The sequence below is a fragment of the Caulobacter sp. GW821-FHT12F03 genome, assembly GCF_058806855.1.
This window is the reverse complement of the sequence record NZ_JBXAQC010000003.1, coordinates 420697-443781: the sequence shown is the minus strand read 5'-3', so window position 1 is coordinate 443781 and position 23085 is coordinate 420697. Positions and strand designations below refer to the sequence as shown.

General features: G+C 69.8%; 22 protein-coding genes. 14 read left to right on the top strand and 8 right to left on the bottom strand.

Annotation, left to right across the window (positions count from 1 at the left end; translation table 11 throughout):
- The first annotated feature begins 4 nt into the window (after positions 1-4).
- The gene (locus tag AC1RN0_RS10800; RefSeq protein ID WP_492787440.1) at positions 5-784 is read left to right on the top strand and encodes a methyltransferase domain-containing protein; all 780 of its coding nucleotides are present in this window, start codon (positions 5-7) and stop codon (positions 782-784) included.
- Between the two features lie 182 nt (positions 785-966).
- Here the strand turns inward: AC1RN0_RS10800 and AC1RN0_RS10795 are convergent, their stop codons facing one another.
- On the bottom strand, positions 967-2712 hold the full coding sequence (locus tag AC1RN0_RS10795) for a patatin-like phospholipase family protein (protein WP_492787439.1): 1746 nt from the start codon (positions 2710-2712) through the stop codon (positions 967-969).
- A 152-nt stretch (positions 2713-2864) separates the two neighbouring features.
- On the opposite strand from AC1RN0_RS10795, the gene AC1RN0_RS10790 reads away from it, so the two are divergent.
- On the top strand, positions 2865-4472 hold the full coding sequence (locus tag AC1RN0_RS10790) for a carboxyl transferase domain-containing protein (RefSeq protein WP_492787438.1): 1608 nt from the start codon (positions 2865-2867) through the stop codon (positions 4470-4472).
- Here AC1RN0_RS10790 and AC1RN0_RS10785 read toward each other — a convergent pair.
- Positions 4462-4860, bottom strand: coding sequence for a hypothetical protein (locus AC1RN0_RS10785; RefSeq protein ID WP_492787437.1), 399 nt, complete (start codon positions 4858-4860; stop codon positions 4462-4464). The genes AC1RN0_RS10790 and AC1RN0_RS10785 overlap by 11 nt on opposite strands.
- 62 nt (positions 4861-4922) lie before the next feature.
- Between AC1RN0_RS10785 and AC1RN0_RS10780 the strand changes: the two genes are divergently transcribed.
- The 4 genes from AC1RN0_RS10780 to AC1RN0_RS10765 all read left to right on the top strand — a co-directional run bounded on the left by AC1RN0_RS10780 (position 4923) and on the right by AC1RN0_RS10765 (position 9170).
- Positions 4923-5762: an enoyl-CoA hydratase-related protein gene (locus AC1RN0_RS10780; RefSeq protein ID WP_492787436.1), complete on the top strand. Its 840-nt coding sequence runs from the start codon at positions 4923-4925 to the stop codon at positions 5760-5762.
- 17 nt (positions 5763-5779) lie between these two features.
- Positions 5780-6718, top strand: coding sequence for a DUF3667 domain-containing protein (locus tag AC1RN0_RS10775; protein WP_492787435.1), 939 nt, complete (start codon positions 5780-5782; stop codon positions 6716-6718).
- A complete protein-coding gene (locus tag AC1RN0_RS10770) occupies positions 6718-8688 on the top strand; it encodes an acetyl/propionyl/methylcrotonyl-CoA carboxylase subunit alpha (protein WP_492787434.1) in 1971 nt (656 codons plus the stop codon). Before AC1RN0_RS10775 ends, AC1RN0_RS10770 begins: the two co-directional genes overlap by 1 nt.
- A 74-nt stretch (positions 8689-8762) precedes the next feature.
- The gene (locus AC1RN0_RS10765; protein WP_492787433.1) at positions 8763-9170 is read left to right on the top strand and encodes a DUF1489 family protein; all 408 of its coding nucleotides are present in this window, start codon (positions 8763-8765) and stop codon (positions 9168-9170) included.
- A gap of 123 nt (positions 9171-9293) precedes the next feature.
- Here AC1RN0_RS10765 and panC read toward each other — a convergent pair whose 3' ends face one another.
- Positions 9294-10154: a pantoate--beta-alanine ligase gene (gene panC / locus AC1RN0_RS10760; protein ID WP_492787432.1), complete on the bottom strand. Its 861-nt coding sequence runs from the start codon at positions 10152-10154 to the stop codon at positions 9294-9296.
- 156 nt (positions 10155-10310) lie between these two features.
- On the opposite strand from panC, the gene mipZ reads away from it, so the two are divergent.
- Complete coding sequence (mipZ, locus tag AC1RN0_RS10755) at positions 10311-11150, top strand: division plane-positioning ATPase MipZ (protein ID WP_492787431.1); 840 nt, start codon at positions 10311-10313, stop codon at positions 11148-11150.
- A gap of 18 nt (positions 11151-11168) precedes the next feature.
- Positions 11169-11588: a J domain-containing protein gene (locus AC1RN0_RS10750; protein WP_492787430.1), complete on the top strand. Its 420-nt coding sequence runs from the start codon at positions 11169-11171 to the stop codon at positions 11586-11588.
- A gap of 70 nt (positions 11589-11658) precedes the next feature.
- Here the strand turns inward: AC1RN0_RS10750 and AC1RN0_RS10745 are convergent, their stop codons facing one another.
- Complete coding sequence (locus tag AC1RN0_RS10745) at positions 11659-12984, bottom strand: D-alanyl-D-alanine carboxypeptidase (RefSeq protein ID WP_492787429.1); 1326 nt, start codon at positions 12982-12984, stop codon at positions 11659-11661.
- Between the two features lie 283 nt (positions 12985-13267).
- On the opposite strand from AC1RN0_RS10745, the gene AC1RN0_RS10740 reads away from it, so the two are divergent.
- The 4 genes from AC1RN0_RS10740 to AC1RN0_RS10725 all read left to right on the top strand — a co-directional run bounded on the left by AC1RN0_RS10740 (position 13268) and on the right by AC1RN0_RS10725 (position 16236).
- Positions 13268-13705 (top strand): phasin family protein, encoded by a 438-nt coding sequence (locus AC1RN0_RS10740; protein WP_492787428.1) that lies wholly within the window; start codon positions 13268-13270, stop codon positions 13703-13705.
- Between the two features lie 145 nt (positions 13706-13850).
- Positions 13851-14312, top strand: coding sequence for a RidA family protein (locus tag AC1RN0_RS10735; protein WP_492787427.1), 462 nt, complete (start codon positions 13851-13853; stop codon positions 14310-14312).
- Positions 14312-15085: a glycerophosphodiester phosphodiesterase family protein gene (locus tag AC1RN0_RS10730; RefSeq protein WP_492787426.1), complete on the top strand. Its 774-nt coding sequence runs from the start codon at positions 14312-14314 to the stop codon at positions 15083-15085. The genes AC1RN0_RS10735 and AC1RN0_RS10730 overlap by 1 nt, the downstream gene beginning before the upstream one ends.
- Entirely contained in the window at positions 15082-16236 is a 1155-nt protein-coding gene (locus tag AC1RN0_RS10725; RefSeq protein ID WP_492787425.1) for a GNAT family N-acetyltransferase, read from the top strand. The genes AC1RN0_RS10730 and AC1RN0_RS10725 overlap by 4 nt, the downstream gene beginning before the upstream one ends.
- A gap of 107 nt (positions 16237-16343) precedes the next feature.
- On the opposite strand, the gene AC1RN0_RS10720 is transcribed toward AC1RN0_RS10725, so the two are convergent.
- On the bottom strand, positions 16344-16937 hold the full coding sequence (locus tag AC1RN0_RS10720; protein WP_492787424.1) for a DUF4287 domain-containing protein: 594 nt from the start codon (positions 16935-16937) through the stop codon (positions 16344-16346).
- 56 nt (positions 16938-16993) lie between these two features.
- On the opposite strand from AC1RN0_RS10720, the gene AC1RN0_RS10715 reads away from it, so the two are divergent.
- Positions 16994-17431 (top strand): HIT family protein, encoded by a 438-nt coding sequence (locus AC1RN0_RS10715; RefSeq protein ID WP_492787423.1) that lies wholly within the window; start codon positions 16994-16996, stop codon positions 17429-17431.
- Positions 17432-17538: 107 nt separating this feature from the next.
- Complete coding sequence (locus AC1RN0_RS10710; protein ID WP_492787422.1) at positions 17539-18093, top strand: hypothetical protein; 555 nt, start codon at positions 17539-17541, stop codon at positions 18091-18093.
- Positions 18094-18099: 6 nt separating this feature from the next.
- Here AC1RN0_RS10710 and AC1RN0_RS10705 read toward each other — a convergent pair whose 3' ends face one another.
- The 3 genes from AC1RN0_RS10705 to clpA all read right to left on the bottom strand — a co-directional run bounded on the left by AC1RN0_RS10705 (position 18100) and on the right by clpA (position 23076).
- Positions 18100-18537, bottom strand: coding sequence for an EamA family transporter (locus AC1RN0_RS10705; protein WP_492787421.1), 438 nt, complete (start codon positions 18535-18537; stop codon positions 18100-18102).
- 42 nt (positions 18538-18579) lie between these two features.
- Positions 18580-20673: a hybrid sensor histidine kinase/response regulator gene (locus tag AC1RN0_RS10700; protein ID WP_492787420.1), complete on the bottom strand. Its 2094-nt coding sequence runs from the start codon at positions 20671-20673 to the stop codon at positions 18580-18582.
- An 84-nt stretch (positions 20674-20757) separates the two neighbouring features.
- Positions 20758-23076 (bottom strand): ATP-dependent Clp protease ATP-binding subunit ClpA, encoded by a 2319-nt coding sequence (gene clpA / locus AC1RN0_RS10695; protein WP_492787419.1) that lies wholly within the window; start codon positions 23074-23076, stop codon positions 20758-20760.
- Positions 23077-23085 lie beyond the last annotated feature (9 nt).

Sequence of the window (23085 nt, the reverse complement as noted above, 5' to 3'; positions counted from 1 at the left end):
GGGCATGGACATGCCGAGCTGGGATCCCGACCTCTACGAGCGCTACAAGGCGTATCGCGACCGTCCGGCGCTGGATCTGATGGTGCAGATTCCCGACCGGCGCTACCGCGAGATCTGGGATCTCGGCTGTGGAACCGGCGAGCACGCGGCCCTGCTGGCCCTGCGCCATCCCATGGCCCGTGTGCACGGCCTCGACTCCAGCCCCGACATGCTGCGCCAGGCGAAGAACCGCCAGGCCGACGTCGACTGGGTGCTGTCAGGCATCGAGGCGTTCGCCCCGGCCGCGGCGCCGGACCTGATCTTCACCAACGCCGCCCTGCAGTGGCTGCCCGACCACCAGGCCCTGTTTCCGCGCCTTGTCAGTCAGCTGGCGCCGGGCGGGGTGTTCGCCTGCCAGATGCCGATGGCCTTCGAGACCGACCATCACCGCATCCTGCGCGAGACGGCGGAGGAGGGCCCCTGGGCCGCCCTGACCCGCGACGCCCGCCGCATCAACCCGACCCCGCCGCTGGACGCCTATTACGACTGGTTGTCGGCCCTCTGCGGCGAGGTCGACCTCTGGATCACCACCTACCTGCATGCGCTGGAGGGCGAGGACCCGGTGGTCGACTGGATGCGCGGCACCGCCCTGCGGCCCTATCTCGACGTACTGGCCGGGGATGAATCCCTGCTGGACGCCTTCCTGGGCGCCTTCCGCGCCCGCATCGCCGGGGCCTTCCCGCCACGCGCCGACGGCGTCACGCTGTTCCCGTTCCCCCGCCTGTTCATGGTCGCGGTGCGGTAGTTGTCCCGAATCCTCCCTCGCGAAGCCGGGGAGGGGGACCGCCGAAGGCGGAGGAGGGGGCTGCGCGGGTTAGGCAGGACGATCCCGAATGCCGGTGCTCGCCGCCGATCAGATCTACCGGCTCTGCCCCCTCCGTCACGCTCCGCGTGACAGCTCCCCGGCAAGCGGGGAGCAAGCGCCGCTCACCCCTTCGGCCGCGCCTTGCGCATCTCGGTGACGGGGCGATCCAGCTTGTCGAGGGCGGCGATGGCCGCGCGATACCCGGCGTCGACGCCGGGCTCGTAGGCCTTCCAGTCGCGGATATCGATGCCATCGGCGTTGGGCATGATCAGCAGGTCCGTCGCCTCGCGGGCGGCCAGCAGGTCGCGGCCGGTGGACACCGTCGCCGCGCGCATCAGCAGCGCCACGATCGGCGGGCCCTTGCGCCAGTCGCCCGACAGGATCCAGCGCCAGACGGAGGAGGGGCGGGCGACGTCGTCGGCGGTGATGCTGCGGCCGCGCGTGACGTCGACCCCGACGATCGGTCCCAGCTGCAGCGACCGCATGACGTCGGACGGGAAGTTCTTCATCACCGCCCCGTCGACCAGCACGTTGTTGTTGTCGATGGCGGGCGGCATGATTCCGGGCAGCGAGATCGACGCCCGCAACGCGTGCCGCAGCGTGCCGCGCCGGTGCAGGTGATAGGCTCCGGTGGTCAGGTTCGACGAGACGCAGAAGAACGGCAGCCACAGGTCGGCGATCTCGGTGTCGTCGAAATGCACCCGCAGGCGCTCGCGCACCTTGTCGCCGTGGGTCATGGCGATCAGCGGGAAGGCGATGTCGTCCAGCGGGCTGGAGGTGACGAAGGCGTCCTTGATGCGGACGTCCATCTCGGCCTCGTCCCAGCCCATGGCCACGCCGGCCGCGACGATGGCCCCCATCGACGCGCCGCCGACGAAGTCGATCGGCACCCCGCGCTCGCGCAGGGCCTGGATCGCGCCGATATGGGCGTAGGCCCGCGCGCCGCCGCCCGACAGCACCAGCCCGACCGACCGGCCCGTCAGCACCCGGGCCATGCGCGCCGCGTCGGCCGCATTGCCGTCCCGCACATGGAACAGCCGCGCCGCGCCGGTCACATCCAGCCAGGCCTCCGAGCCTGACGGGCGCCCCGCGTCGGCCTTCTGCACCAGGATCAGGTCGACCAGCTGCTGCTGCTGCAGCGTCTCGGAGGCGTAGCCCGAGACATTGGCCGGCGGCGGCCGGTCTCCGCGCCCGACGCGGAACAGCCGGTCGACCTGGCGGCCGACGATCGACTTCCAGGCCGTCTCGGCGTGCTCGGCCGCGTACAGGACATAGTCGTGGTCGGCCTCGACGTTGGAAAACCATTCGGTCGGGGCGTGGGTCGACTCTGCGCCGGCGACGGTCACCGACTGGCCCATGCGGGCGATTTCCAGCGCGATCCGGTCGACCAGCGGACGGATCTTGCGGCCGGCGTCGGCGGCCACGAACCCGAACACGGTCGGCTCGCCGATCGAGGCCTGGGTCGCGGCCTGGCGCGTGCGCAGGATCATCAGCCGCGCCAGTTCGGTCATCACCGCCGGATCGCGGTCGGCGGCGTCGAAAAAGTCCTCGCGGGACAGCGCCAGAATCTCGGAGTCGCGCAGCGCCACGACCTGGGCCGAGTGCGGCGTGCCGGCGATCAGGGCCATCTCTCCGGCCGGTTCGCCCGGGCGGATCACGCCGAGGAAGTGCCGCTCCTGGCCTTCCTCGCGGCGGAAAGCCCCCAACCGCCCGGCCCGGACGAAGTACAGCTCCCGCGCCGCTTCGCCCGGTCCGTAGAGCATCTCGCCGCCCGGCAGCGAGAACCAGCGGGCGTCCCCCGTCTGGCGCGCCTCATCGAAGAGCCGTTCCAGCGCTGTCTCATGCAAAAGGTCGACGAGGCTGCCCACGAACCGGAGAGTAACAAGGGATGTGAGTCGTGGCGTTCCTTAAACACCGTCATTCTCGCGCTCGTCGCGAGGATGACGGTACAGGGGGGCGTCGCCCTCGATCACCCCCCGTCGATGGTGACGTGGCGACAGCTTCCGGCTATGCCTCCGCCATGCCCAGGTTGACCTCGGATCTCGATCCCAACGCCGACACCTTCCGCGCCAATGTCGCGGTCAACGCCGCCCTGGCGGCCCAGCTGCGCGAGCGGGCGGCGAAGGCCGCGCTCGGCGGCAACGAGGCCTCGCGCCAGCGCCATTCCAGTCGCGGCAAGCTGCTGCCGCGCGAGCGCGTCGAGCGGCTGCTCGATCCCGGCTCGCCGTTCCTCGAGATCGGCCAGCTGGCCGCCTTCGATCTGTACGACGGCGAGATCCCCGCGGCCGGCATCATCACCGGCATCGGCCGGGTGTCGGGCCGCGAGGTGATGATCGTCGCCAACGACGCCACGGTGAAGGGCGGCACCTACTACCCGATGACGGTCAAAAAGCACCTGCGGGCGCAGGAGATCGCGCTGCAGAACCGGCTGCCCTGCGTCTATCTGGTCGACAGCGGCGGGGCCAACCTGCCGCACCAGGACGAGGTCTTCCCCGACCGCGACCACTTCGGCCGGATCTTCTACAACCAGGCCCGGATGAGCGCCGAGGGCATCGCCCAGATCGCCTGCGTCATGGGCAGCTGCACCGCCGGCGGGGCCTATGTCCCGGCCATGAGCGACGAGACGGTCATCGTCCGCGGCGCGGGCGAGGAGAGTCAGGGCACCATCTTCCTCGCCGGCCCGCCGCTGGTGAAGGCCGCCACGGGCGAGGTCATCTCGGCGACCGACCTCGGCGGCGCCGACGTCCACGGCCGCCGCAGCGGCGTGGTCGACCACGTCGCCGCCAACGACGAGCACGCGCTGGAGATCGTCCGCTCGATCGTCGGCAACCTGAACACGGTCAAACGCGTCGACATGGACGTGCGCGAGCCGAAGCCGCCGAAGTTCGACCCGGCCGAGCTCTACGGCGTGGTGCCGGCCGACGTCCGCGCCCCCTACGACGTGCACGAGGTCATCGCCCGCATCGTCGACGGCAGCGAGTTCGACGAGTTCAAGCCGCTCTACGGCACGACCCTGGTGACCGGCTTCGCGCGCATCTGGGGCTACCCGGTGGCCATCCTGGCCAACAACGGCGTGCTGTTCAGCGAGGCGGCGCTGAAGGCGGCCCACTTCATCGAGCTGGCCTGCAAGCGCAAGATCCCGCTGGTCTTCCTGCAGAACATCTCCGGCTTCATGGTCGGCGGGAAGTACGAGGCCGGCGGCATCGCCAAGGACGGGGCCAAGATGGTCACCGCTGTCGCCAGCGCCAACGTGCCCAAGTTCACCGTCCTGATCGGCGGCAGCTTCGGGGCCGGCAACTACGGCATGTGCGGCCGGGCCTATTCGCCCCGCTTCCTGTTCACCTGGCCCAACAGCCGCATCAGCGTGATGGGCGGCGAGCAGGCCGCCTCGGTCCTCGCGACGGTCCACCGCGACGCCGACAGGTGGACGAAGGAAGAGGAAGAAGCCTTCAAGGCCCCGGTCCGCCAGAAGTACGAGGACGAGGGCAACCCGTACCACGCCACCTCGCGCCTGTGGGACGACGGCATCATCGACCCGGCCCAGACCCGCGACGTGCTGGGTCTGGCCATCTCCGCCTCGCTGAACGCGCCGATCCCGGACACGACGTTCGGCGTGTTCAGGATGTAGCGGGCGCGGGCATGAGCTGGGACAGGAAGACGCCCCGGTCTTCCGGCGGAATGGCCAGCAGCTGGTTGCGCAGCGTCTGGCACAGCTCGTCGAGCCAAAGCTCGGTATCCCCGGTCGGCGGCGTTCCGAAGTGACGGTAGCGCCGATGCTCGAAGAACAGGGTCAGCCACAGGGTCGCGGCGTCGCCGAACCACATGCCGGCCGCGCCGGCGGCCTTGCCCGTCGCGGTCGCCAGATCGGACAGGGCCTCGAAGCTGCCGGCGATCTGGTAGCCGTCGATGAGATAGGCGAAGCGAAGCGACTCCCGGAACCGGAACGGGTCAGGGATCGCTTCGAAGTCGCCGCCGGGGATGAGATCTTCCCATCCGTCGCTGGCCTGAATTTGCATGCCGATCCCGCTAACAATCACACTGTGGGTCGGAGTATAGCTACCTTATCCAAGGAGCCCAGATGACCAATCCCATCGCCGATCCCCTCGTCGAGGTCCCCGACACCGACGTCCTGAGCTCGCTGGTCGAGCTGGACGCCAGTCCGTCGGGCGTGGCCGTCGTCACCATCAACCGCCCGGACCGCAAGAACGCCTTCAACGCCGAGGTCGTCGCGGCCCTGGCGCAGCACTTCGAGACCCTGCGCGACGCCGATGGCGTGCGGATCGTCTTCCTGCGCGGGGCCGGCGGGGCGTTCAGCGCCGGCGCCGATCTGGAGTGGATGAAGTCCGCCACGGGCTTCACCAAGGACGAGAACCGCCAGGACGCCATGGCGCTGGCCGAGATGCTGCTGGCCCTGCGCGAGCTGCCGCAGCTGACCGTGGCCCTGGTCGAGGGGCCGGCCTTCGGCGGCGGCGCCGGTCTGGTCGCGGCCTGCGACTACGCCGTGGCCGCCAGGGACGCGAAGTTCGCCTTCTCGGAGGTCAAGCTGGGCCTGGTCGCCGCGACCATCAGCCCGCACGTGGTCGCCGCCATCGGCCCGCGCCGCGCCAAGAGCCTGTTCGCCACCGGCCGCATGTTCGACGCGGCCTTCGCCGAGAAGATCGGCCTGGTCGATGAACTGGTCGACACGGCCGCCGACCTCGACGACGCCATGGAGCGGCTGTCGACCGAGATCATGGCCTGCGCCCCCGGCGCCGTGGCCCTGTCCAAGGCGCTGGTCGAGGACGTCGCCGGCGTGCCGATGGACGACGAACTGCTGGAGCTGACCGCCCGCCTGATCGCCGACCAGCGTCTGAGCGACGAAGGCCTCGAGGGCGTCGCCGCCTTCCTCGAGAAGCGCAAGCCCGGCTGGGCGCTCTAGGCGCACGGGGAGGGGGCGTGTCTCACGAGCTTGAAGCGGCGGCGGCGGAGTCGGTCGGCGGGTTCTTTTCCCGCAAGCCGAAGCACGCCCTGCCGGTGGGCACGCCCTGTCCCAACTGCGAGACGCCGCTGGAGGGGCCCTGGTGCCACCAGTGCGGCCAGAAGGGCGAGGAATTCCACCGCTCGATCGGCCATCTGGCCGCCGAGGCGTTCGAAGGCCTGACGCATTTCGACGGTCGCTTCTGGCGCACGGTCCCGGACCTGATCCTCAAGCCCCACAAGCTGACGCGCGACTTCCTCGACGGCCGCCGCGCGCCGCAGATCCCGCCCTTCCGGCTGTTCCTCGTGGTGGTGCTGCTGGTGTTCTTCACCGGCGGCCTCGGCGGGGCGAGCAAGCCCGGCCTGGTCATCGTCGACCCGCAGGACGGCGGCGCCCGGCCGGCGGCGGTCCACGGCGCCGCCAGGCCGGCGGACATCGATATCGACCTGGGCAAGGCGGCGGCTCCCGCGACCAGCGCCTTCGAGTCCTGGTTCGAGCGCGGCGCCAACGCGGCGATGCGCAATCCGGAATCCTTCTCCCACAGCCTCCATGCCTGGGGCCACCGGCTGGCGGTGCTGTCGCTGCCGCTGGCCGCCCTGCTGCTGGGGCTGCTGTTCGTGTTCCAGAAGCGGTTCTATCTGTTCGACCACCTGATCTTCTCGATGCATTCCCTGTCGTTCCAGGGGCTGCTGCTGTCGCTGTCCTTCCTGATCAACCTGGCGCCCGGCCAGCTCGGCGACCTGCTGATGCTGGCCGCGCCGGTCCACCTGTTCGTGCACATGCGCGGCGTCTACGGGACAGGCGTCCCGGGCACGCTGGTCCGCATGTTTCTGCTGTTCGTCGGCTCGATGGCCGGCGCCGCCCTGATCATGATCCTGCTGATGATCCTGGGCTTCAACGAGGTCGCCGCGCACTGATGCTCAGCTCCCTGCTCATCGCCAATCGCGGCGAGATCGCCCGCCGCATCATCCGCACCGCCCGGTCGCTCGGCGTGCGCACGATCGCCGTCTATTCCGAGGCCGACGCCCGCGCGCCGCACGTGCTGGAAGCCGATGAGGCGGTGCTGATCGGGCCGGCCCCGGCCCGCGAGAGCTATCTGGTGGCCGACAGGATCCTCGCCGCCGCGAAGCAGACGGGCGCGGAGGCGATCCACCCCGGCTACGGCTTCCTGTCGGAGAACGCCGCCTTCGCCCAGGCCGTGCTTGACGCGGGCCTGATCTGGGTCGGCCCGCCGCCGGCCGCGATCAACGCCATGGGCCTGAAGGACGCGGCCAAGAGCCTGATGATCGCCGCCGGCGTGCCGACCACGCCCGGCTATCTCGGCGACGACCAGAGCGAGACCAGGCTTGAAAAGGAAGCCGCGGCCATCGGCTATCCGGTGCTGATCAAGGCCGTGGCCGGCGGCGGCGGCAAGGGGATGCGCAAGGTCGACGCGGCCGCCGACTTCCAGGCCGCCCTGGCCAGCTGCCGTCGCGAGGCGGCCGCCAGCTTCGGCGACGACCGGGTGCTGATCGAGAAGTACGTCACCCGCCCGCGCCATATCGAGGTGCAGGTGTTCGGCGATCGCCACGGCAACGTCGTCCACCTGTTCGAGCGCGACTGCTCGCTGCAGCGCCGCCACCAGAAGGTCATCGAGGAAGCCCCGGCCCCCGGCATGGACGCGGCCACCCGCGCCGCCGTCTGCGACGCCGCTGTCAAGGCGGCGAAGGCCGTGAACTACGAAGGCGCCGGCACCATCGAGTTCATCGCCGACGCCAGCGAGGGCCTGCGCGCCGACCGCATCTGGTTCATGGAAATGAACACCCGGCTGCAGGTCGAGCACCCGGTCACGGAGATGATCACCGGCCAGGACCTGGTCGAATGGCAGCTGCGCGTCGCGTCCGGCGAGCCGCTGCCGCTGACCCAGGACCAGATCATGATCAGCGGCTGGGCCATGGAAGCCCGCCTCTACGCCGAGAACCCCGCCACGGGCTTCCTGCCGAGCACGGGGCCGCTGACCCATTTCCGCCTGCCCGACGACATCCGGGTCGACAGCGCGGTGGAGGAGGGCGGCGAGGTCAGCCCCTTCTACGACCCGATGATCGCCAAGCTGATCGTCCACGCCGACAACCGCGAGGCCGCCGCCGAGACGCTGGCCGAGGCCTGCGCGAGCGTCGAGGTCTGGCCGGTCAGGACCAACGCCGCCTTCCTGGCCCGCTGCGCCGGCCATCCGGACTTCGTCGCCGGTGACGTGGACACGGGCTTCATCGAGCGGCGGCTGGAGGACCTGACGGCGCGGACCTTCAGCGACGCGGCGACGCTCGCGGCGGTCAGCGAGCGGCTTGAGGCCTTTATGTACGCCGACGACAAGGGCGGCGTCTGGGACAGCGCCCCGTCGGGCCTGCTCGGCTTCCGCATGAACGCGCCGCGCGCCGCCATGGACCTGCCGATGAGCGTCGACGGCCGCGCCGTGCCCCTGCGCGTCGCCGTATCAGGGACCGGGCCGGACTGGGCCTGGGATATCGCCGTCGACGGCCAGGTTCCGGGCGAGGATCTCTACACCCTGCCGACGACCTGGGGCGACGACCCGGTCTATGTCTTCGAGGCGGGCGACGTGCGCGAGTTCAGCTTCGCCTCGGCCGCCCACGACCGCGCCGAAGCGGCCTCCGACGGCGCCATCCTCTCGCCGATGCCCGGCAAGGTCGTCTCGGTCTCGGTCAAGGCCGGCGACACCGTGACCAAGGGCCAGACCCTGCTGGTGCTCGAAGCGATGAAGATGGAGCACGCGCTGGCCGCGCCGTTCGACGGCGTGGTCGCCGAGCTGACCGCCGTCGCCGGCGGGCAGGTGAGCGAGGGGGTGGTGCTGGTGCGGCTGGAAGCAAGTGAGGGGCTAGGGACTAGGGGCTAGAAAATTCGCGTCACGGTCGACGCCGCATCTCTGCTCGACTAATCCCTGGCCCCTAATCCCTAGGCCCTCTCTCCATGCCCCTCCACCTGATCAAACTTTGCGTCGGCGTCGAGAGCGTCGAGGACCTGCGCGCCTGGCGGGCGCAGCGGGCGGCGCAGGGGTTTCGGTCGGTCTGCCCGACGCGCCAGACGCCCAAGCGGGCGGCGGAACTGCTCGAGGGCGGGTCGCTCTACTGGGTGATCAAGGGCCAGGTGCTGGTGCGCCAGGCGATCGAGGAGATCGTCACCGAGGACAGCGGCCATCAACCCTGCCGCATCTACCTCAAGCCCGAGCTGATCGAGACCGCGCCCCAGCCGCGCCGCGCCTTCCAGGGCTGGCGCTACCTGACCGCCGCCGACGCCCCGCCGGACCTGCCGACGGGCGAGGGCGAGGCGATTTCTCCGGAGCTGGCGAAGCAGCTGAGGGAGCTGGGGGCGTGGTGAGTGCGTGGTTCGAGACGCTCGGCTGACGCCTCGCTCCTCACCATGACGAAAAGAGGTGAAGTCCACCCCTCAAAGTCATCCGGAGGAGCGAGCCTCAAGCGAGCGTCTCGAAGGACGCACGATTTACACCCCCCAGTTATCGATCAGCCGCGTCCGGCCCATCCAGGCCGCGACGAACATCCGCGCGCCGGCCTTGACCGGACCGGGGCCCAGCCGCTCCAGCGTCGCGCCGTCGCGGACCTCGACATAGTCGATCTGGCGGAAGCCGGCGCCGGTCAGGCTGGCCGACACCGCGCCCTCGACGTCGGCCGCCGGCTCGCCGTCGCGCAGGGCGGCCAGGGCGTAGCGCATGGCGGCGGGCAGGGCGCCGGCGGCCCTGCGTTCCTCGGGGCTGAGGTAGGCGTTGCGCGAGGACAGGGCCAGGCCGTCCGCCTCCCGCGCCGTCGGCCCGCCGAGGATCTCCACCGGCAGGTCCAGGTCCTTCGCCATGCGCCGGATCACCAGCAGCTGCTGGTAGTCCTTCTCGCCGAAGATCGCGACGTCGGGCCCGCACTGGATCAGCAGCTTGGCCACCACCGTCGCCACCCCGCCGAAGAAGTGTGGCCGCGATATGCCCTCCAGCGGCTCGGACACGCCCGTCGCCACATTGACCGTTGTGGCGAAGCCGTCGGGGTACATCTCACGCGCCGTGGGTGCGAACAGCAGGTCGCAGCCGGCCCCGGCCAGCTTCGCCGCGTCCTCGGCCTCGCCGCGCGGATAGGCGTCGAAGTCCTCGTGCGGGGCGAACTGGGCCGGGTTGACGAAGATCGAGGCGACGGTCCGGTCGGCCTGTTCGCGGCCCAGGGCGATCAGCGACAGGTGGCCGCTGTGCAGCGCCCCCATGGTCGGAATCATCGCCACCCGCTCACCGGCGGCCTTCCAGCCGGCGACGACGGCGCGCAGCTCGGCCACGGTGCGAACGACGGGAAGGGGCGTTTCACTCATGCCCGGCGGCATATCGCGCAGGGGGGCGGGGGTCCAGCCGCGACCTTACAGCTGTGGACAACTTCGGCGCCGCGATTGCCCCGACTCACCCTGCGGGTGTCTCGTCGGGTGAAAACCCCGCCGCATCGGTGAGGGAAACGTGAACTGGGGCGACCTATGGCGACGCAGCCGCATGTCATCGTGGTGGGCAATGAAAAGGGCGGGGCGGGCAAGTCGACCATCGCCGTCCACCTGACCACCGCGCTGTTGCACGGCGGGGCCAGCGTGGCGGTCATGGACCTGGACCTGCGCCAGTCGTCGATGGCCCGCTTCTTCACCAACCGCCGGGCCTGGCTGGCCTCGCAGGGCGAGGTGCTGCCCGAGCCGCTGGTCCGTCACGCGGCCGACGACGGCATCGCCCTGGCCAGGGCCGGCGAGGCCGAGCAGCTGACACGGTTCGAGGAAGCCTTCGCCCGCGCGCACCAGGACGCCGACTTCGTGATCATCGACACGCCGGGCGGGGATTCCCTGCTGTCGCGGATGGCCCACGCCCGCGCGGACCTGATCGTCACGCCGATGAACGACAGCTTCGTCGACTTCGATGTGTTGGGCCATGTCGACCCGGTGACCCTCGATCTGCTCAAGCCGAGCATCTATTCCGAGACCGTCTGGGAGGCCCGCAAGGCCCGCGCCCTGACCGGCCAGCGCCAGGCGCTCGACTGGATCGTGCTGCGCAACCGTCTGGCCAGCGTCGAGGCCCGCAACCGCAAGCGCGTCGACGAACGGCTGACGGCCTTGGCCAAACGGGTCGGCTTCCGCATCGGCGCCGGCCTGCGCGACCGGGTCATCTATCGCGAGCTGTTCCCGTTCGGCCTGACCGTCGCCGATCTGTCGGCCAAGGTGCGGCCGGTGCCGGTGTCGCTGGTGCATGTTTCGGCCCGCCAGGAGCTGCGCGCCCTGGTGCATTCGGTTGGACTTTCGCAGTTCTCGGGCGAAGAGTTGCTCGCCGCCGAATAGGGCGGGGAGCACGACCGCATGCCCTATCTTCTGCTCGGCCTCGCCGCCTTCGCCCTGCTGGTCTGGGCCGGTCGGCGCGCGCGGCCGGCGCTCGCCAAACCGGAATGGAAGATCGCCTCGGGCACGCTGTCGGTGCTGGCCATCGTCGGCGGCGGCTTCGTCGCCCTGCGGGGGGAGTGGCCCATCGGCCTGGCCCTGGCCGCCGGCGGACTGGTCATGGCGGTGACGGCCCGACGCGGCGACCTGCCGACGCCGAAGCTCGACGCCACGGACCTGGCCGAGGCGCGCGAAATCCTCGGCGTCGCCGCCAACGCCTCGCGGGAGGAGATCCAGGCCGCCTACGCCCGGCTGATCCGCGCCGTGCATCCCGACGCCGGCGGCACGAGCGGCCTTGCGGCGCGCATCAACGCGGCGCGGGACAGGCTGCTGAAGAAGTGATCGCGTAGCGATCACCCCGACGGAAGTCGGGGTCCAGCCGTGTCCCGACTTGCGTCGGGATGAGCGGGTATCAGGGCGCCACGACCATGCAGGTCTGCTTCTTGGCCTTGAGCGCCTTGCAGGCGGAGCGGGCGGCCTCGGCGGTCATGCCTTCGAAACGCACCCGGAAATAGCCGCCGACCGCATTGCCGATGGCGGCCTCGCCGTCGTCGACGGCCGAGGCGAAGCGCCGCTGGATCAGGGCGAGTTGCTCGCGGGCCTGGGACTTGGACTTGAAGGCGCCGGCCTGGATGGCCCACTGGCCGCGGGCCTTCTTCGGCGCGACCTTTTTGGGCGGCGCCGCCGCCGCGCGACGGGCCGGCGGCACGACGTCCATGCGCGGCTGAACGGTATAGGGCGTCGTCGACGGCGGGCCGTCAGTCAGCACCACGCGCAGGCCTTCCTGCTCACCGTCGCCCTGTTCGGTCGAGGGGCGGTCGATCGCGCCGTCAGGCGCCGGCTCGAACATCGACTGGGCGACGGTGATGTTCTCACCCAGCGACCGGCGTTTGAGCACGGTGAAGCCGGTCAGCAGCAGGTCTTCCACGTGGTCGTCGCGGGTCGCCGTCGAGCGGCCGCCGAGGACCACCGCGATCAGCCGCCGGCCGTCGCGCACCGCCGAGGCCGCGAGGTTGAAGCCCGAGGCGTTGGTGTAGCCGGTCTTCAGGCCGTCCACGCCCCACATCTGGCTGAGCAGGTGGTTGTGGTTGGCCACCGTCACGCCGCGGAAGGTGAACGAGCGCAGGCTGAAGTAGCTGTAGTACTGCGGATAGTCGCGCATCACGGCGCGCGACAGGATGGCGATGTCGCGGGCGGTGGAGATCTGCCGGCTGTCGGGCAGGCCGGACGCGTTGACGTAGCGCGTGTTCGACATCCCCAGCTCCTGGCCGCGCAGGGTCATCAGGGCGGCGAACCGCTGTTCGGTGCCGCCGAGGTGTTCGGCGAGGGCCACGGCCATGTCGTTGGCCGACTTCACGGCGATCGCCCGCATGGCGTCATCGACGCTGATCTGTTCGCCGGCCGCGAGGCCCAGCTTGCTCGGCGGCTGCGAGGCGGCGCGTGTCGAGACGGTGATCATGTCGGTCGGCTTGAGGCGGCCCTCGGAGATGGCCTCGAAGGCCAGATAGAGGGTCATGACCTTGGTGATCGAGGCCGGATAGCGGGGGCTGTCGGCGCGCTTGGCGTAGAGCACTTCGCCGGTATTCGCGTCGACGACGATGGCTGCGTACTTCGGTTCCGTCGCCGGCAGCGTGAGGTAAGGCACCTGCGCCGCCGCAACGGTGGGCGCACCCAGGCCCGTCGCCAGTGTGGCGACCAGTGCAAGTGCGAAAGTCAGGCGGCGGGCGAGCTCGAACATGCGGCGTCCGTCGAAAAAGGTCACATTTTACAGGGCGGCCCCGAGGCGACACTGCGGCATTCAAGTAGCATGCATTGTTTCGCCTTTCGCCAAAGTAAACACCTGTTGAGCGAATCCGCCGCAGGGGAAACCTGGCCATGGTGCGTCGCAAACAGTTCATGTTGCAGTGCACAAAAATTCGTTGACCGCTGCACTGCAACATGAGACACAGGAGCGTCAGCAGCGACTCGTTCGCCGCAGAAACCCCATTCAGGTCCTCCCCGACCACACAGGAGACATTCCGATGGCCACCGGCGCCGAAACTCTGAAGTCCACGGTCGAGCAGTTCACCACCGCGGGCAACCAGGCCTTCAAGGACAACGTCGAGAAGTCCCTCGCGTCGCTCAACGAAGCCAACGCCTATTCCAAGAAGAACCTCGAAGCCGTCGTCGCTTCGGTCACCGCCGCCACCAAGGGCGCGGAAGTCCTGGGTGCCCAGGCGATGGCCTTCTCCAAGAAGAGCATCGAAGACCAGGTCGCGGCCGCCAAGGCCCTGGCCGGCGCCAAGAGCGTTCAGGAAGCCGTCGAGCTCCAGACCGCCTGGATGAAGTCCTCGCTGGAAGGCTACATGTCCGAATTCGCCAAGTGGGGCGAAACGGTCGCCGCCTCCGTCAAGGACTCGGTCAAGCCGCTGAACGAACGCGTCACCGCGACCGTCGAGAAGCTGCAAGCCGCGAAGTAAGAGCCTGAACGCCGGGCGGGCATCCTCCCCCGGTAAGACCCCCTGGCGTTCAAGTTCCTGTGAAGGCCCGGACCGGCGACGGTCCGGGCCTTTTTACGTCCTGACATCGCTTCCGCCGCCCGCCCGGGCGCGCTAGCTTCCGGCCATGTCTCAAGTCGCACACCGCCTCACCGCCGCGGGCATCGTCCTGCCCGATCCCGTCGCCCCGATCGCCAACTATGTGCCGTTCGTCAGGGCGGGGAGCCTCGTCCACATCTCCGGCCAGGTGTCGCTCGACGCCTCGGGCGGGATCACCGGCACGGTCGGCGTCGACGTCGACATGGCCACGGCCGTCCGCGCCGCCCGCCTGTGCGGCGTCAACCTGCTGGCCCAGATGCGCGCCGCCTGCGACGGCGACCTCGACCGCGTGACGCGGGTGGTCAAGCTCGGCGGCTTCGTCCAGGCCGGCCCGGACTTCTTCGACATCCCCGCCGTGATCAACGGCTGCTCCGACGTGATGGTCGAAGCGTTCGGCGACGCCGGCCGCCATGCCCGCTCGGCGGTTGGCGTCTATCGCCTGCCGCGCAACTTTTCCGTCGAGGTCGACGCCATCGTGGAGATCGCGTGATGAAGGCGAAAGCCCGCCCCGAGCCCAGCGCCTTCGGCGAAGCCTGGGAACTGCTGTTCGACCCGCCGGTGGCCCACCGCGGCCTGTGGTCGCCCACGGGCGCGCCGGAGAACTCCCTGGCCGCGTTCCAGGCCGCCTGCGCCGCCGGCTACGGCATCGAGCTGGACGTTCAGATCACCGCCGACGGCGAGGCCGTGGTGTTCCACGACTTCAGCCTGTCGCGGATGACCGGCGCCGAGGGCAGGGTGGCTGACCGAACGCTCGCCGATCTTCAGGCCCTGCGGCTGGCCGGCACGGACGAAGCCATGCCGACGCTGAGCGAGGTTCTGGTCGAGGTCGGGCACCGGGCGATGGTCCACATCGAGCTGAAGACTCCCTTCGGCGAGGTGGGCCCGCTGGAGAAGCGCGTCAGTGAGGTGCTGCTCGATCACAACGGCCCGACCTGCGTGATCGGCTTCAACCCCTACAGCCACGCCTGGTTCGCCGATCACCACCCGCAGATCCTCCGGGGCCTGGACAGCTACGACTGGAAGGACGGCGCGGCCAGCAAGCTGACGCCGGAGATCCGCAAGTCGTTCGCCAACCTCGAGCACGTCGAGCTGGCCCGGCCCGACTTCCTGGCGCTGGACGCGAAGATGCTGCCGTCGCCGCGCGCCGACCTTTTCCGGGCCAGGGGCATGCCGGTCATCGCCTGGACCGTGCGTTCGGCCGAGGAGTGGGACCGGCTCAGGGACCACTGCGACAACCTGATCTTCGAGGGCTTCGCCGCGTGACACTGACGCCGGCGGTCGCCATCCACCGCCGCATCCGCGAGGTCGGCCGCGAGGCGTGGGACGCCTGCGCCGGGCCTGACAACCCGTTCGTGGCGTTCGACTTCCTCGACGCGCTGGAGGAATCCGGCTCGGTCGGCGACCGCACGGGCTGGGGGCCCTACCACCTGACCGTGGACGACGAGGCCGGGCGGGTGGCGGCGGCCATGCCGCTCTATCTGAAGACCCACAGCCAGGGGGAATACGTGTTCGACTGGTCGTGGGCCGACGCCTACGAGAAGGCCGGCGGGCGGTATTATCCCAAGCTCCAGTGCGCCTCGCCGTTCTCGCCGGTGACCGGTCCGCGGCTGCTTGTGCGGCCGGACGTCGACCCGGACGAGGGCCGGCGCATGCTGCTCGGCGGGGCCCTGACCCTGTGCGAGAAGCTCGGCGCCTCCAGCCTGCACGTCACCTTTCCGAACCGGACCGACTGGGACTTCCTCGGCAACGCCGGGCTGCTGCAGCGGCAGGACCAGCAGTATCACTGGTTCAACCGCGGCTACGCCGACTTCGACGCCTTCCTGGCGGACCTGTCGTCGGGCCGGCGCAAGACGGTCAGGCGCGAGCGCCGCCTGGCGCAGGACGCCGTGGACGAGATCGTCGCCCTGACCGGCGCGGACCTGACCGAGGAGCACTGGGACGCCTTCTACGGCTTCTACATGGACACCGGCGGCCGCAAGTGGGGCCGGCCCTACCTGAACCGCGCGTTCTTCTCGCTGCTGGGCGAGCGGATGGCCGACCGGGTGCTGCTGATCATGGCGAGGCGGGGCGGGCGCTGGGTCGCCGGGGCCCTGAACCTGATCGGCGGCGACTGCCTGATCGGCCGCAACTGGGGCTGCGTCGAGGACATCCCGTTCCTGCATTTCGAGCTCTGCTACTACCAGGCAATCGAGCACGCGATCCGCCTGGGCCTTCCGCGCGTCGAGGCCGGGGCGCAGGGGCAGCACAAGATCGCCCGCGGCTACCTGCCGGCCGAGGTCTACTCCGCCCACTGGATCGCCGATCCGGCCCTGCTCGAGCCCGTGCGCCGCTACCTTGACCAGGAACGCGCCGCCGTCCGCGAGGAGATGGACTGGCTGGCCGAGGAATATTCGCCGTTCAAGGCGGAGGGGTAAGGGGACTGGCCAAGCTGTCCCTTGGGACTGCTTGTCCTGTCCCCGCCAGCGTGATCCGGGACAGGCTATCCAGTCCCAAGGGACAGGAAAGCCGGTCCCCGTACCGGTCAGGACCGCTCGAAGGCCTGCCGCAGCAGCGCCCTGATCCCCCCGTCCACATCCGCCGGCGTCTCCAGGGTTACGGCCGATTTCAGCCGTTCCGACCAGCCCTCGTTCTTCGGCTCCACGAACCGCGGGTCCGCCTCGACCGGGACGCACAGCCCCAGCCGCGCCTTGCCACCCCTGAGCGGCCGGACAGCGGCGAACTGGAAATTGCGCGACCAGGCGGAGAAGCCCTTGCGCTGCCCGGTGACAAGGCCGGGGAAGTCCGCCACAGCCGCCTCGACGGCCGCGAGGATCGCCGCCGAGGCCGGGTCCTTCCACAGCGACGCGCGCAGGGCGTCGGCGTCGTCCCAGCCGGTCTCCGGCGGGAAGGCCTCCGACAGGATATGGGCGATGCGGTTGACGCCGAGGCCGTGGTGTTCGCGCAGCCAGGCGACGCGCTTCCCTGGCGCGGTTTCGGGACAGGTGCGGGCGATGGCCACCCACTCATCGAGGCTCTTGCCGGTGTCGCGCTCGAGGCTGGCCTGCACCGAGGCGAACCATTTTCGCTGCCGCTCCGTCAGATGGTCCTTGCCGGGAAGAGGGGTGCTCGCGCCCATCGTTTGCGCTCTCCGCTGCGATCGCTAGAACATGGCCCCATGCAGGGAGCGCATCAATGAGCCTCGACGGCGCCTACGACGACGACAACATCTTCGCGAAGATCGTGCGCGGCGAGATCCCCAGCGTGAAGGTCTGGGAAGACGACCAGGTGCTGGCCTTCATGGACGCCTTTCCCCAGGCGAAGGGCCATGTGCTGGTCATTTCGAAGACCTCGAAGGCCCGCAACCTGCTCGACGCCGAGACCAAGACCATCGGCCGCCTGATCGGCGCGGTGCAGAAGACGGCGCGGGCCGTGAAGGCGGCGCTCAACCCCGATGGTCTGGTCGTGACGCAGTTCAACGGCGCCCCGGCGGGCCAGACCGTGTTTCACCTGCACTTCCACATCATTCCCCGCTGGGACGGCGTGCCGCTGGGACGCCATGCCGAGGGCATGGCCGACCCGGACGAGCTCAGGGCGCTGGCCGCCGAGATCGCGGCGCGGCTGGAGGGCTGACATGCGGCCGGTCGCCGGACAGGCGGGAACCCGGGGACACCGGCGGGGGTTCCTGCTACGCCAAGGGCCTGCGCCGGCCATCTGTACGCGCCGCGAGGAGTAGCCCGATGCCTGTTCGACCGTTCCTGGCCCTGACGGCCGCCCTGGCCCTGGCCCCGCTGACCGCCCAGGCGGCCGACTACCGGGTGATGGGCGAGGACGAACGGGCCATCAGCCTCATCGAGGCGGCCATCAAGACCGACTCCGAAGGTCACCGCGAGACGGTGTTCTTCATTGGCTTTTCCGCCCCGGTGAACGGCCCGGGCAGCACCCAGGTGGTCAGCTCGACGATCCTCTTCGACTGCGCCGGCGCGCGCTACAAGGTCGGCGCGTCGAGCACCTTCACGGCCGAGATGGCTCCGATCCAGCGCGGAACGGTGCAGTACAGCTGGCGCGACATCGTGCCGGACTCGCCGTTCAGCCGCGCCGGCGCCTATGCCTGCAAGGGCGAGGCGCTGCCAAAGGCCGACGCCGGCGAGGTGAAGGCCATCGTCGCCCGCTATCTGGCCCGCCGCGCGGCCCTGACGCCGCCGGTCGAGGCGGCCCCGGCTGAGGCCCCGCCGTCCGCGGACCCGCAGCCCGCCGATGCGCCGGCTGCCTCCACGGAAGCCCCGAACCCGTAGTCGCGATCAGCGCTTTGTCGCCACCAGCAGGGCGCCGGCCGCGACCAGCACCACCCCCAGCCAGTTCTTCGGCGTCAGCCGCTCGCCGAGAAACAGGGTGGCGAACACCGCCACCAGCACGACGCTGAGCTTGTCGATCGGCGCCACCTGCGCCGCCGGGCCGAGCTTGAGCGCGCGGTAGTAGCAGAGCCAGGACGCCCCGGTGGCGAGGCCCGACAGCGTCAGGAAAATCCAGCTCTTGCCCGAAACCGAGGCCAGCGGCTGCCAGGCGCCGGTCGAGGCGACGATCGCCGCCGTCACGGCCAGGATGACCGCCGTGCGGATCAGGGTGGCGAAATCGGAATTTATCGCCTCTACCCCGACCTTGCCGAAGATCGCCGTCAGGGCGGCGAAGGCGGCGGCGAGCAGCGCCCAGGCCTGCCAGGGAAGAAGGGTCGTGGACATGGCCCGAGCATCGGCGCTCGTGGTGGTGCGGCGCAAGGGCGATCAGGCCGCTTCGGTCAGGTCCCGGGCCGAGAGCGCCCCGAGCGCGGTCTGCAGCAGCTCGTCCTGACGGATGGGCTTGGCGATGTGGCCGCTCATGCCGGCGGCGAGACAGCGCTCGATGTCCTCGGGCATGGCGGCGGCGGTCATGGCGATCACGGGCACGCCCGCGGCCGGGCCGTCGAGGGCGCGGATCGCCCGGCAGGCGGTCAGCCCGTCCATCACCGGCATGTGCAGGTCCATGAACACGAGGTCGAACGGAGACCCCTGGAGGGCCGTCAGCGCCAGCGCGCCATTCTCGGCGGTCGAGACCTCGAACCCGGCGGCCTCGAGCATCAGGGTCGCCACCTGCCGGTTGACGGCGTGGTCGTCGACCACCAGCACCCGGATGGCGCGGCCATCGACCTCGTCGGGGGCGTCGGCGGCCACGATCGCCGCCGGCGCGCAGCGGGGCAGGGTCAAGGCGAACCAGAACCGCGAGCCCTCGCCCTCGCGGCTTTCGACGCCGATGGTCCCGCCCATGCGCTGGATCAGCGTCTGGGAGATCGCAAGGCCGAGGCCGGCGCCGGCGAAGCTTCGGCGGTCCGACACGTCGACCTGGGAGAAGGGGGTGAACAGCCGGTCCAGCTTGTCGGCCGGAATGCCGATCCCGGTGTCGGTCACCGAGATGACCAGATCATCGGCCTCGCCGGCGCGGGCGGGGCGGCAGTCGATCGTCAGGCGGATGCTGCCCTGCTCGGTGAACTTCACGGCGTTGGCGAGCAGGTTCATCAAAACCTGGGTCAGGCGTCGTTCGTCGCCGCGATAGACCTGGTCGCGCACCCCCGGGGCGTCGATCTGCAGGTCGATGGCCCGGCCGGCCAGCATCGGGCGCACGATGTCCATCGAGCGGTCCACCACCTCGGCCAGCCGGAACGGCTGCTCGACCAGCAGCAGGCCGCCGGATTCCGCGCGGGAATAGTCGAGCACGTCGCTGATCAGCGCCAGCAGGACCTCGCTTGAGTGGCCGATGGTCCGGACCTGATCGCGCGCGTCCGAGGGCAGGTCCTGGCGAGTGGCGAGCAACTGGGCGTAGCCGGCGATGCCGTTGAGCGGCGTGCGCATCTCGTGGCTCATCACGGCCAGAAAGCGCCCCTTGGCGCCGGCCGCCTCGATCGCCGCCGAGCGGGTTTCACGGGCCGTCCGGAGCGCGCGCTTGAGGGCGCTCTGGGCCCGGTCGCGCTGGGTGAGGACGCTGATCAGCACCAGGGCGCTGAACTGCAGCGAGGCCAGATAGAGCTGCAGCCAGAGAATGCGGTCCGACATCCGCTCGGCGAAGGCGGCGATGGGGCCGTGGCCGGACACCGTCGCACCGGCCGCGACGAGGGAAAAGGCGAGGATTCCCGCCAGCGAGAAGGGCGGAGTGAGCCGGAGCACCAGCAGGAGGCCGACGGGGAAGATCAGGTAGAGCAGGGGCTCCCTGCCGAACAGGAAGATCGCCACGCCGGTCGCCACGGCGACGCCGAGGATGGCGAGCCGCTCGATCGGGCCCGCCGGGGCGCCGTGGTTGAACTGGTTGAACCGGATCAGCACCAGGGCGCCGGGCAGGCCGATCATCATGCCGAGCACGTCACCCACGGCCCAGACCGGCCAGAGCGCGGACAGGTCGGCGTTGAACATCCAGGTCGACAGAAGGGATCCCACGGTGGGGATGACGAGCGTCGTGGGCAGCACGGCGATCAGCGCCACCCGGCGAAAACGGGAAAGGCTGGTCATGTCCAGCCGGGCGCCGGCCACCTTGCGGACGAGCAGGGCGACGCCGAGCGCCTCGGTCAGGTCGCAGCCGGCGATGAGCATCGCCTGGGCGGGCGGACTTCCGCCGATGGCCGCGCCCAGTCCGTCGGCGATGGTGCAGAGAATGGCCAGCTGGATCGCCGGGGCGCGCGGCAGCAACAGCAGGGACGCCGCGAGCAGCCCGTTGTTGATCCACAGCACGGCAAGGCCGCCGGTGCCCCGGGTCAGGACGTAGGCCACCGCCGTGCTCGTGACGTAGGCCGCGAGCAGAAGGGCGGGCAGGAGAGGATGGCGCTGCGTCTGTGCGACCCGGAACAGACTCATGCGTGACCCCTGATACCTACGGTATCAGGGGTTTCGGCGATCGGCCGCTTAGATGGGGTTTACCCGATCCGGGTCGCGACAGGCCTATTCGGCCAGCGCGGGTTCCTCGATCTCCGGCGCACCGGGCTCACGCGGCTTGTCGTCGACCTCGAAGTCGAAGGCGATCTTGCCGTCGCGGAGCACGACGCGGACGTGGCCGCCCTTGGCCAGCTTGCCGAACAGGATGTCGTCGGCCAGCGGCTTCTTGATGTGCTCCTGGATGACGCGGGCGAGGGGGCGCGCGCCGTAGAGCTCGTCGAAGCCGTTCTTGGCCAGCCAGTCGGCGGCCTCGTCGCTGGTCTCGATGGTCACGTTGCGGTCGGCCAGCTGGGCTTCCAGCTGCAGCACGAACTTCTGCACGACCTGGCGGATGATCTCCTGGGTCAGCGGCTTGAAGGCCACCACCGCATCGAGGCGGTTGCGGAACTCCGGCGTGAAGATGCGCTTGATCGCCTCCTCGGACTCGCCGTCCGCCTTGCCGCGGCCGAAGCCGATGGTCTGGCGCTGCGAGTCCGCCGCGCCGGCGTTGGTGGTCATGATCAGGACCACGTTGCGGAAATCGACCTTCTTGCCGTTGGAGTCGGTCAGCTGACCGTGGTCCATGACCTGCAGCAGGATGTTGTAGACGTCGGCGTGGGCCTTCTCGATCTCGTCGAGCAGCACCACTGCGTGCGGATGCTGGTCGACGGCGTCGGTCAGCTGGCCGCCCTGGTCATAACCGACGTAGCCCGGAGGGGCGCCGATCAGGCGGCTGACGGTGTGGCGCTCCATGTATTCCGACATGTCGAACCGCAGCAGCTCGATGCCGAGGGTGTGCGCCAGCTGGCGGGCGGCCTCGGTCTTGCCGACGCCGGTCGGGCCGCTGAACAGGTAACAGCCGATCGGCTTGCTCGGGTCGCGCAGGCCGGCGCGGGCCATCTTCATGGCGCTGGACAGCTGGACGATCGCCTCGGGCTGGCCGAACACCGTGCGCTTCAGGTCGTTCTCGAGTTCCTTGAGGGCCTCGGTGTCCGACTTGCTGACCGACTTCGGCGGGATGCGGGCGATCTTGGCGACGACGGCCTCGATCTCCTTCACGCCGATGGTCTTCTTGCGCTTGCCTTCGGGCAGCAGCATCTGGCCGGCGCCGGCCTCGTCGATCACGTCGATCGCCTTGTCCGGCAGCTTGCGGTCGGTGATGTACTTGGCCGACAGGTCCACCGCAGTCTTCAGCGCGTCGTTGGTGTACTTCAGCTTGTGGAATTCCTCGTAGTAGACCTTGAGGCCCTTGAGGATCTTCAGGGTGTCTTCGACGGTCGGCTCGTTGACGTCGATCTTCTGGAACCGGCGAACCAGCGCGCGGTCCTTCTCGAAGTGCTGGCGGAACTCCTTGTAGGTGGTCGAGCCCATGCAGCGCAGGGTGCCCGACGCCAGGGCCGGCTTCAGCAGGTTGGAGGCGTCCATCGCCCCGCCGCTGGTCGCGCCGGCGCCGATCACCGTGTGGATCTCGTCGATGAACAGGATGGCGTTGGGGTGGTTCTCCAGCTCCTTGACGACCTGCTTGATGCGCTCCTCGAAGTCGCCCCGATAGCGGGTCCCGGCCAGCAGCGCGCCCATGTCGAGCGAGAAGATGGTCGCGCCTTCCAGCACTTCGGGCACCTGGTGGCGCACGATCTTCAGCGCCAGGCCCTCGGCGATCGCCGTCTTGCCGACGCCGGGGTCGCCGACGAGCAGCGGATTGTTCTTGGTCCGGCGGCAGAGGATCTGGATGCAGCGCTCGACTTCGGCGGTGCGGCCGATCAGCGGATCGACCTTGCCCTGGCGGGACTTCTCGTTGAGGTCGACGCAGTAGGCCTCGAGGGCCTCGCCGCCGGTCTTCACCGTGGCCTTTTCCTCGTCGTTCTCGACGGTCGCGCCCTTGGCCGGCTTGGCTTCCGAGGCGCCGGCCTTCTTGGCGATGCCGTGGGCGATGAAGTTGACCGCGTCGTACCGCGTCATGTCCTGCTCCTGCAGGAAGTAGGCGGCGTGGCTTTCGCGCTCGGAGAAGACGGCGACCAGCACATTGGCGCCGGTGACCTCGTCGCGGCCCGAGGACTGCACATGGATCACCGCGCGCTGGATCACGCGCTGGAAGCCGGCCGTCGGCTTGGCGTCATCGCCGTCCTCGACGATCAGGCTGCGCAGTTCGGTGTCGAGATAGTTGGTCAGGGTCTTCTTCAGCGCGGCGAGATCAACGTCGCAGGCGCCCATCACCCCCGACGCATCCTCGTCGTCGGTGAGCGACAGGAGCAGGTGCTCCAGGGTCGCGTATTCGTGCTTTCGCTGGTTCGCGTAAGCGACGGCGCGATGCAGGGTTTCTTCGAGATTGCGCGAAAACGAGGGCAAGCTGTGGCT

Bases quoted from the DNA above. Each gene is read 5' to 3' on its own strand.
- AC1RN0_RS10800 (WP_492787440.1), top strand. From the start codon at position 5: ATGGACATGCCGAGCTGGGATCCCGACCTCTACGAGCGCTACAAGGCG.
- AC1RN0_RS10790 (WP_492787438.1), top strand. From the start codon at position 2,865: ATGCCCAGGTTGACCTCGGATCTCGATCCCAACGCCGACACCTTCCGC.
- AC1RN0_RS10785 (WP_492787437.1), bottom strand. From the start codon at position 4,860: ATGCAAATTCAGGCCAGCGACGGATGGGAAGATCTCATCCCCGGCGGC.
- AC1RN0_RS10780 (WP_492787436.1), top strand. From the start codon at position 4,923: ATGACCAATCCCATCGCCGATCCCCTCGTCGAGGTCCCCGACACCGAC.
- AC1RN0_RS10770 (WP_492787434.1), top strand. From the start codon at position 6,718: ATGCTCAGCTCCCTGCTCATCGCCAATCGCGGCGAGATCGCCCGCCGC.
- AC1RN0_RS10765 (WP_492787433.1), top strand. From the start codon at position 8,763: ATGCCCCTCCACCTGATCAAACTTTGCGTCGGCGTCGAGAGCGTCGAG.
- panC (WP_492787432.1), bottom strand. From the start codon at position 10,154: ATGAGTGAAACGCCCCTTCCCGTCGTTCGCACCGTGGCCGAGCTGCGC.
- mipZ (WP_492787431.1), top strand. From the start codon at position 10,311: ATGGCGACGCAGCCGCATGTCATCGTGGTGGGCAATGAAAAGGGCGGG.
- AC1RN0_RS10750 (WP_492787430.1), top strand. From the start codon at position 11,169: ATGCCCTATCTTCTGCTCGGCCTCGCCGCCTTCGCCCTGCTGGTCTGG.
- AC1RN0_RS10745 (WP_492787429.1), bottom strand. From the start codon at position 12,984: ATGTTCGAGCTCGCCCGCCGCCTGACTTTCGCACTTGCACTGGTCGCC.
- AC1RN0_RS10740 (WP_492787428.1), top strand. From the start codon at position 13,268: ATGGCCACCGGCGCCGAAACTCTGAAGTCCACGGTCGAGCAGTTCACC.
- AC1RN0_RS10735 (WP_492787427.1), top strand. From the start codon at position 13,851: ATGTCTCAAGTCGCACACCGCCTCACCGCCGCGGGCATCGTCCTGCCC.
- AC1RN0_RS10730 (WP_492787426.1), top strand. From the start codon at position 14,312: ATGAAGGCGAAAGCCCGCCCCGAGCCCAGCGCCTTCGGCGAAGCCTGG.
- AC1RN0_RS10720 (WP_492787424.1), bottom strand. From the start codon at position 16,937: ATGGGCGCGAGCACCCCTCTTCCCGGCAAGGACCATCTGACGGAGCGG.
- AC1RN0_RS10715 (WP_492787423.1), top strand. From the start codon at position 16,994: ATGAGCCTCGACGGCGCCTACGACGACGACAACATCTTCGCGAAGATC.
- AC1RN0_RS10710 (WP_492787422.1), top strand. From the start codon at position 17,539: ATGCCTGTTCGACCGTTCCTGGCCCTGACGGCCGCCCTGGCCCTGGCC.
- AC1RN0_RS10705 (WP_492787421.1), bottom strand. From the start codon at position 18,537: ATGTCCACGACCCTTCTTCCCTGGCAGGCCTGGGCGCTGCTCGCCGCC.
- AC1RN0_RS10700 (WP_492787420.1), bottom strand. From the start codon at position 20,673: ATGAGTCTGTTCCGGGTCGCACAGACGCAGCGCCATCCTCTCCTGCCC.